The following is a 542-nucleotide window of genomic DNA, read 5'->3' as shown; positions in this document are numbered from 1 at the left end:
CAAAGGCAGGTTCTTTAAGGTAAGGAGGTGATCCAACCGCAGGTTCCCCTACGGTTACCTTGTTACGACTTCACCCCAGTCATGAATCACAAAGTGGTAAGCGCCCTCCCGAAGGTTAAGCTACCTACTTCTTTTGCAACCCACTCCCATGGTGTGACGGGCGGTGTGTACAAGGCCCGGGAACGTATTCACCGTAGCATTCTGATCTACGATTACTAGCGATTCCGACTTCATGGAGTCGAGTTGCAGACTCCAATCCGGACTACGACGCACTTTATGAGGTCCGCTTGCTCTCGCGAGGTCGCTTCTCTTTGTATGCGCCATTGTAGCACGTGTGTAGCCCTACTCGTAAGGGCCATGATGACTTGACGTCATCCCCACCTTCCTCCAGTTTATCACTGGCAGTCTCCTTTGAGTTCCCGGCCTAACCGCTGGCAACAAAGGATAAGGGTTGCGCTCGTTGCGGGACTTAACCCAACATTTCACAACACGAGCTGACGACAGCCATGCAGCACCTGTCTCAGAGTTCCCGAAGGCACCAA

The 542-nt window shown here is 53.0% G+C and carries 1 rRNA gene; it reads right to left on the bottom strand.

Annotated features, from left to right (window positions below):
• Nucleotides 1-20 precede the first annotated feature (20 nt).
• Nucleotides 21-542: ribosomal RNA gene (locus tag K5I40_RS23780) — 16S ribosomal RNA — on the bottom strand; the annotation flags it as partial.

The sequence above is a fragment of the Leclercia sp. LTM14 genome, from assembly GCF_023736175.1.
In the GTDB taxonomy this organism is placed as follows: domain Bacteria; phylum Pseudomonadota; class Gammaproteobacteria; order Enterobacterales; family Enterobacteriaceae; genus Enterobacter; species Enterobacter barmai.
The sequence above is the reverse complement of the archived record's forward strand: the minus strand, read 5'-3'. Positions and strand labels throughout refer to the sequence as shown.